General features: G+C 45.3%; 6 protein-coding genes. All 6 read left to right on the forward strand.

The genetic code is table 11. The annotated features are described in order from the left end of the window. A partial coding sequence (locus PX484_RS22860) for an RsmE family RNA methyltransferase (protein WP_288105673.1) occupies positions 1 to 576 on the forward strand: 576 nt, incomplete at its 5' end. A gap of 442 nt (positions 577 to 1,018) precedes the next feature. Continuing rightward, positions 1,019 to 1,648: a DUF6391 domain-containing protein gene (locus PX484_RS22865; RefSeq protein ID WP_287665962.1), complete on the forward strand. Its 630-nt coding sequence runs from the start codon at positions 1,019 to 1,021 to the stop codon at positions 1,646 to 1,648. A gap of 79 nt (positions 1,649 to 1,727) precedes the next feature. Then, positions 1,728 to 1,961 carry a photosystem I reaction center subunit IV gene (locus PX484_RS22870; RefSeq protein ID WP_002800416.1) on the forward strand — a complete coding sequence of 78 codons (234 nt, stop codon included), beginning with the start codon at positions 1,728 to 1,730 and terminating at the stop codon, positions 1,959 to 1,961. A 426-nt stretch (positions 1,962 to 2,387) separates the two neighbouring features. Further along, on the forward strand, positions 2,388 to 3,776 hold the full coding sequence (locus PX484_RS22875; RefSeq protein ID WP_002800414.1) for an aspartate aminotransferase family protein: 1,389 nt from the start codon (positions 2,388 to 2,390) through the stop codon (positions 3,774 to 3,776). 5 nt (positions 3,777 to 3,781) lie between these two features. Then, entirely contained in the window at positions 3,782 to 4,882 is a 1,101-nt protein-coding gene (locus PX484_RS22880) for a sulfotransferase family protein (protein WP_287765544.1), read from the forward strand. 108 nt (positions 4,883 to 4,990) lie between these two features. Continuing rightward, positions 4,991 to 6,337 (forward strand): aminotransferase class I/II-fold pyridoxal phosphate-dependent enzyme (locus tag PX484_RS22885; protein WP_288105678.1); only part of this gene is annotated, 1,347 nt, incomplete at its 3' end.

Consider the following 6,337-nt stretch of genomic DNA (forward strand, 5'->3'; position numbering starts at 1 on the left):
AATGGACAAGGACAAGCGTGGTTAGCAGAAATAATTGATAATTCGGCCCATCTTTTAGAAGCGATAAACGAAACTAGCGAACTACCAGTACAAGTGAATTTAATGGTAGCAATTCCCAAAAATGGCTTTGATGATATCGTTCGCGCTGCCACCGAATTAGGAGTTTATCGGATTATCCCGCTGCTGACAGAACGCGGTTTAGTTAATCCTAGTCCTCAAAAAATCGACCGTTGGCGAAAAATTGCCCGGGAAGCTGTAGAACAATCAGAAAGACAGATTATTCCCATTATCGAAGAACCACAATCATTTTTAGCCATCCTTAAGCGGGGAGCTAACCCACAGACAACTTGTTATATTGGTGTTACCCGTAGAACAGTGGCCCCGCTACTTGCTCAATTGCAAACATCAACCGAGATAACCATGGCCATTGGACCGGAAGGGGGATGGACGGAGGCAGAAATAGAACAAGCGCTCGCCGCTGATTTTCTACCTGTATCACTGGGAAAACGCATTTTGAGAACAATTACAGCTCCCTTAGTGGCTCTTGCTATCATTAACGCCTATTTAGACAGCTAATTGACTACAGTTTCTATGACCAAGACCAGCAATCCAGATAACTGGAATCATTTCGCTTCTTACTTAGGGTTTGCGGCAAAAAGTTTTTCGTGGAGGCAGGGTGTGGGGTGTAGGGTGTAGGGTGTAGGGTTTTACCGATTTTCAGGGGGTCAATTACCCAATTTTCAGGGAAAAAGTCCAGGGATTTTCCCCCTGCTCACTCCCATGCCTGGCACTTTTGGAATTCAAAAAAGTCTAGAAGTCTTATCCAACAAGGTTTTTAGATTTATTCAGCCAACCTTACCTAAAGCAAGAACTAGCAGCAGTTACCCTGTGGTCAGATTTTCCCTTTTTTGCCGAAACCACCCTGGTCAATCCCCATTAAAGACACCTACTGGGACACCGCCTTGCAACCCTATAGCACCCTCATCTTCCCCGAAAAAACTCCCCCTACCGCAACTTTATGACCTCTAGTAGCCCTTCTAACCCCTCTTTTGACTGGTTTAACCCCTCGCCCCAGCAAGACAGCGATTTACTGGCACAAATCGGCTTTATCCCCGGTTTCAAAGAATTTCTGACCCTGCGACAGGTTCACGCCTTGGAACACGCCACCGTCTGGGTATTAAGCGAAATGGCTGCCCGTCGTCAATCGCCTTTTGACCATTCCCAAGCAGATAACGAGGCCCTGGGAGGACTCTCCACCGATAGGGGTTTTTATCTCTACGGACAGGTTAATACAAATGAACTGCAAATTGCGGCCAAACAGGCGCTCCATCGTCTCAAAAATGGCGAGGGGCAATTGGCATTACATCCGCGTTGTGGCACCAATTTATCGGTAACTTTAGCCTTAACCGCCGGCTTAGTCTTAGGAACTCATCTTATCTTCCCCAGAGGTCCGATTTCTCAGTTATTAGGCTTAGGTTTAGCCACTGCCACCGCTTTTCAAATCGGGCCAGATGTGGGAATGTCGGCCCAAAAATACCTGACCACAGCCATTCCTTTTAACTTAACAATCGTTAACATTGCACCAAAGGCAGACCTATGGGGACGTTCGGGGCATTTTGTCCAAACAGAGTGGCAAGATTTGCAATAAAACTTAAAGTAAAAACCCTTTCGGCAAACTCGCTCTGATTGTAACCTGTTAACTAAACCCTTAAAAAAAAACAACAGCTATGCCTGGAATCGAACGCGGAGCCGAAGTTAGAGTCAAACGGAAAGAGTCTTACTGGTACAACGATGTGGGAACCGTAGCCAGTGTTGATAAAAGTGGTATCCTCTATCCCGTTATCGTCCGTTTTAACACTGTTAACTACCACGGTTTTAGTGGTAGCGCCGGTGGACTGAATACCAATAACTTCGCTGAAAGTGAATTGGAACTCGTTAAGGCTGCCCCCGCTAAGAAATAAAGCTGACTAAAATTCAGCCTATCATCACCGACTGACTGACAGGAATTCTCTCTTGTTGGTCGGTTTTTTTATAGCTGTCAGTAATCAGTTATCAGTAATCAGTTATCAGTTATCAGTTATAAGTTATAAGTTATAAGTTATAAGTTATCAGTTATCAGTAATCAGTTTACTGATATTACATTTTGGGCGCACGCGATGCGCCCCTACCATATAAAAACTGAATAATAAATTATTTAAAATTTGCTTTAACCTTTAGCCCACAAGAGTTAATTAGTTTAATTATTCTAGATAAGTTCTTAAATGCTTGACAAAATATATTGAATAATTTATAATATTAAGTAACCAAAAATCATGATAATGTGCTATGGACATAATCGGTTTTGAGGTGTTTGAAAAATAGTTTTTCAGTAATCAAATCTGGAATTTATGAGCATTTTAGAACTGATAGAAAAAAGACTAGAAGAAAACTTTGCCCTCCACGAACAATACCTAAACCCCCAGATGGTTAGGGTACTAAAAACGATCGGCTATGATCGCCACTACGTTAAAGCCCAAGGTCCGTACCTATTCGACAATCAGGGGGAAAAGTATCTGGACTTACTGAGTGGTTTTGGTGTTTTCGCCCTCGGACGCAATCACCCCAAGATCGTGCAAGCTTTACAGGAGGTATTGACGGCAGCATTACCCAATTTAGTCCAATTGGATGCTTCTATCCTAGCGGGATTGCTGGCCGAACGGTTAGCAGCGATCGCACCTCCCGGATTAGAACGAGTTTTCTTTGCTAATTCCGGCACAGAAACCGTCGAGGCTGCCATTAAATTCAGCCGCTACGCCACCGGACGCAGCAAAATTGTTTACTGTCAGGGAGGCTACCACGGGTTAACCATGGGTTCCCTTTCCGCCACCGGCGATCCCCATTATCGCCAGGGATTTGGGCCTTTTGTCGCCGATTTTGAGGAAATTCCCTTCGGCGATCTGGCTGCGCTCGAAAAAGCTCTAATTAACCAAGAAGTAGCGGCTTTTATTACCGAACCGATCCAAGGTCACGGAGTGAGAATTCCCGAACCGAACTATCTCCCCGCAGCGGCTGCCCTTTGTCGTCGTTACGGCACTCTTTTTGTGGCCGATGAAGTGCAGACCGGTTTGGGCCGGACTGGCAAAATTTGGGCAGTGGAACATTGGGGGGTAGAACCGGACATTTTATGTGTTGCCAAGGCTCTTTCGGGCGGTTTTGTGCCAGTGGGAGCGGTTCTCTGTCGTCGCTGGATCTTCGATCGAGTATTCGATCGCATGGATCGTTCTGTGGTTCACGGTAGCACTTTTGGTAAAAATAATCTGGCCATGGCCGCCGGTATTGCCACTTTACAGGTGATTGAAGAGGAAAAATTAGTCGAGCGATCGGCCGTAATCGGTCAACAAATTATCGCAGAACTACGGCCCCTCGTAGATCAGTACGAATGTTTGCAGGAAGTGCGGGGATTGGGGATGATGATCGCCTTGGAATTTGCCGAGCCGAGCAGTTGGTCACTAAAAGCCGCCTGGAAAATGCTAGAAACCGCCAATAAAGGGCTATTTTCCCAGTTAATCGTCGTTCCCCTCTTTACCCGCCATCAAATTCTCTCGCAGGTTTCCGGCCACGGCATGAATATCATCAAGTTTATCCCCCCCCTCACCCTCTCCGATGAGGATTGCCGTTGGCTTGTCACCGCCGTTAAAGATGTGGTGGCTGATGCACACCGCTTCCCAGGGGCCGCTTGGGAATTCGGTAAAACCTTGGCCAGCCAAGCTATCCGCCAAAAAACCGCTAAAAAATAGTTAATATGTCCAGTTTGTTTCATCCCCTCTGCGGTAGCAACCTTAGCACTCTCCTTCGTTTGTTTTTGACCAATGGCGGCATTAATCGCCCCAATTTGGCCCCAGCAACCCTGGCGCTGGCAGTTACCCTGGCGCGACTGCCTTTTTCTACCCTAGAACGAATTTTAATGACAGGGTTTTATGAGCGCGGCGTACAGGTAAAAGCACCCATTTTTATTGTCGGCTATTGGCGCAGCGGCACGACCCATCTCCACAATTTACTCGGTCAATCGGAGCATTTTGGCTATATTTCGCCCCTAGCGGTGGGATTACCCTGGGATATCCTCGGCATCGTCCGCTTATTTCAACCGCTGCTAGAATTGGCCCTACCTAGCGATCGCCATGTGGATAACGTCGCCGTTACTCCCGATTCCCCCCAAGAAGACTCGATCGCCCTAGCCAGCATGATCCCCCTTTCCTACTACCATGGTTTATACTTTCCCCAACGTTTTCAGTATCATTTCCAGCGAGGGGTTTTTTTTCAAGGCTGCAGCGAGAAAGAAATCGCCACTTGGCAGCGTTGGCATACTCATCTATTAAAAAAAGTTTCCATACATCAAAAAGGCAAACAATTACTAATCAAAAACCCCGTTTATACGGCACATATTGCCAAATTGCGAGCTATCTGGCCCGATGCTAAATTTATTCATATCTACCGCAATCCCTATCTAGTTTTTCCCTCAACCCGTCACTTTTTTACCCGCATCCTACCGGAACTAGCACTACAATCCTACGATAATTTATCCACGGATGAAATCGAGCAGGTAATTCTGAAAAGTTATCCCTCAATGCTTAATTCTCTCCTGCGAGATAGTGCCGATTTACCCGCCGATAGTTTTGTAGAAATTCGTTTTGAAGATTTAGAAAAAGACCCCCTAGCACAAATCGAGAAAATTTACAATCAACTGCAACTTCCCGACTTAAAAATATCCAGGCCTCGCTTTGAGAAATATATCGCCAGTCTGCAAGGATATAAAAAAAATAATTATCCCCCAGATGCAAAAGCGATCGAGTTAGTCGAATCCCATTGGCTCCCATTTATTCAACGTTGGAATTATTTTCAGTGATCAGCTTTTTCAGTTATCAGTTACCAGTTATCAGTCACAATTCATAATTCATAATTCATAATTCATAATTCATAATTCATAATTCATAATTCATAATTCCTTCTAAAAATGCCTTCGCCAGAATCCGCTCCGTTATTATCACAACTGCAAAAAAAAGTCAATAGTTTAGATGTACCATTTTACGCGCCAGGGCATAAGCAGGGGGAAGGAATCGGGGAAGATTTAAGTAATTTACTGGGAAAAAGCGTCTTTAAAGCCGATTTACCCGAATTACCCGACCTCGATAATTTGTTTGCCCCGACGGGAGTGATTAAAGAAGCGCAAATTTTAGCAGCCGAGACATTTGGGGCAGATAAAAGCTGGTTTTTGGTCAATGGCTCCAGTTGTGGCATTATTGCGGCGATTTTAGCCACTTGCGGCGAGGGAGATAAAATTATTCTGGCGAGAAATATTCATAAATCGGCAATTTCTGGCTTAATTCTCTCCGGGGCGCAGCCTATCTTTATCAATCCCGAATATAATCCCACTATCGATCTAAATTTAAATATAACCCCCCAATCCCTCGAAAATGCCCTGAAACTCCATCCCGATGCCAAAGCGGTGATGGTAGTCTCTCCCACCTATCAAGGGGTTTGCTGTGACTTAGAAACTATCGCCCAGATTACCGATCACTATTCTATCCCGCTGCTCGTCGATGAGGCTCACGGGGCGCATTTTGCCTTTCATCCCGATTTACCCCCGGCTGCCCTGTCTCTCGGTGCTGATATGGCTATTCAGTCCACCCATAAGGTTTTAGGGGCCTTAACTCAAGCATCGATGTTACACTTAAAAAGCGATCGCATTAGTTCCGAAAAAGTCGATCGAGCCTTACAATTAGTTCAAACCACTAGCCCTAGTTATTTGCTTCTCGCCTCCCTTGATAGTGCTAGAAAGCAAATGGCGACGCAAGGCCTAGATTTACTGACCAAAACCCTCGATTTAGCCGCTACTGCCCGAAAAGAACTCGATAAAATCCCTAATATCTCTGTTTTAGACTTTCCCCATTCTATCCCGGGTTGTCACTGGTTTGATCGCACTCGTTTAACGGTAATTGTCAAAGATTTTGGCTTAACTGGTTACGAAATAGACGATATTTTGCGAGAAAAATACGCTGTCACGGCGGAATTACCGACTTTAAGCCAACTTACTTTTATTATCTCCATCGGCAATCATCGCGAACACATTAATCGCCTAATTACTGCTTTTCAATGCCTTCAATCCCCTTCCTCTACCAGTTTACCCCCCACTCCTCCTCCAGTCACGGGAAATTCGGCTATTTCTCCTAGAAAGGCTTTTTTTGCCCCTACAGAGATAGTATCCCGGAAAAATGCCCTCGATCGTCTTAGTGCTGATGTTATCTGTCCCTATCCCCCCGGTATTCCCGTTTTGATGCCGGGAGAGTTAATTTCTCAGGAA

The organism is Microcystis sp. M49636_WE2 (assembly GCF_030065375.1).
Classification (GTDB): Bacteria; Cyanobacteriota; Cyanobacteriia; order Cyanobacteriales; family Microcystaceae; genus Microcystis; species Microcystis aeruginosa_C.

Coding starts and splice junctions, on each gene's coding strand:
- PX484_RS22865 (WP_287665962.1), top strand. CDS start 1,019: ATGACCTCTAGTAGCCCTTCTAACCCCTCTTTTGACTGGTTTAACCCC.
- PX484_RS22870 (WP_002800416.1), top strand. CDS start 1,728: ATGCCTGGAATCGAACGCGGAGCCGAAGTTAGAGTCAAACGGAAAGAG.
- PX484_RS22875 (WP_002800414.1), top strand. CDS start 2,388: ATGAGCATTTTAGAACTGATAGAAAAAAGACTAGAAGAAAACTTTGCC.
- PX484_RS22880 (WP_287765544.1), top strand. CDS start 3,782: ATGTCCAGTTTGTTTCATCCCCTCTGCGGTAGCAACCTTAGCACTCTC.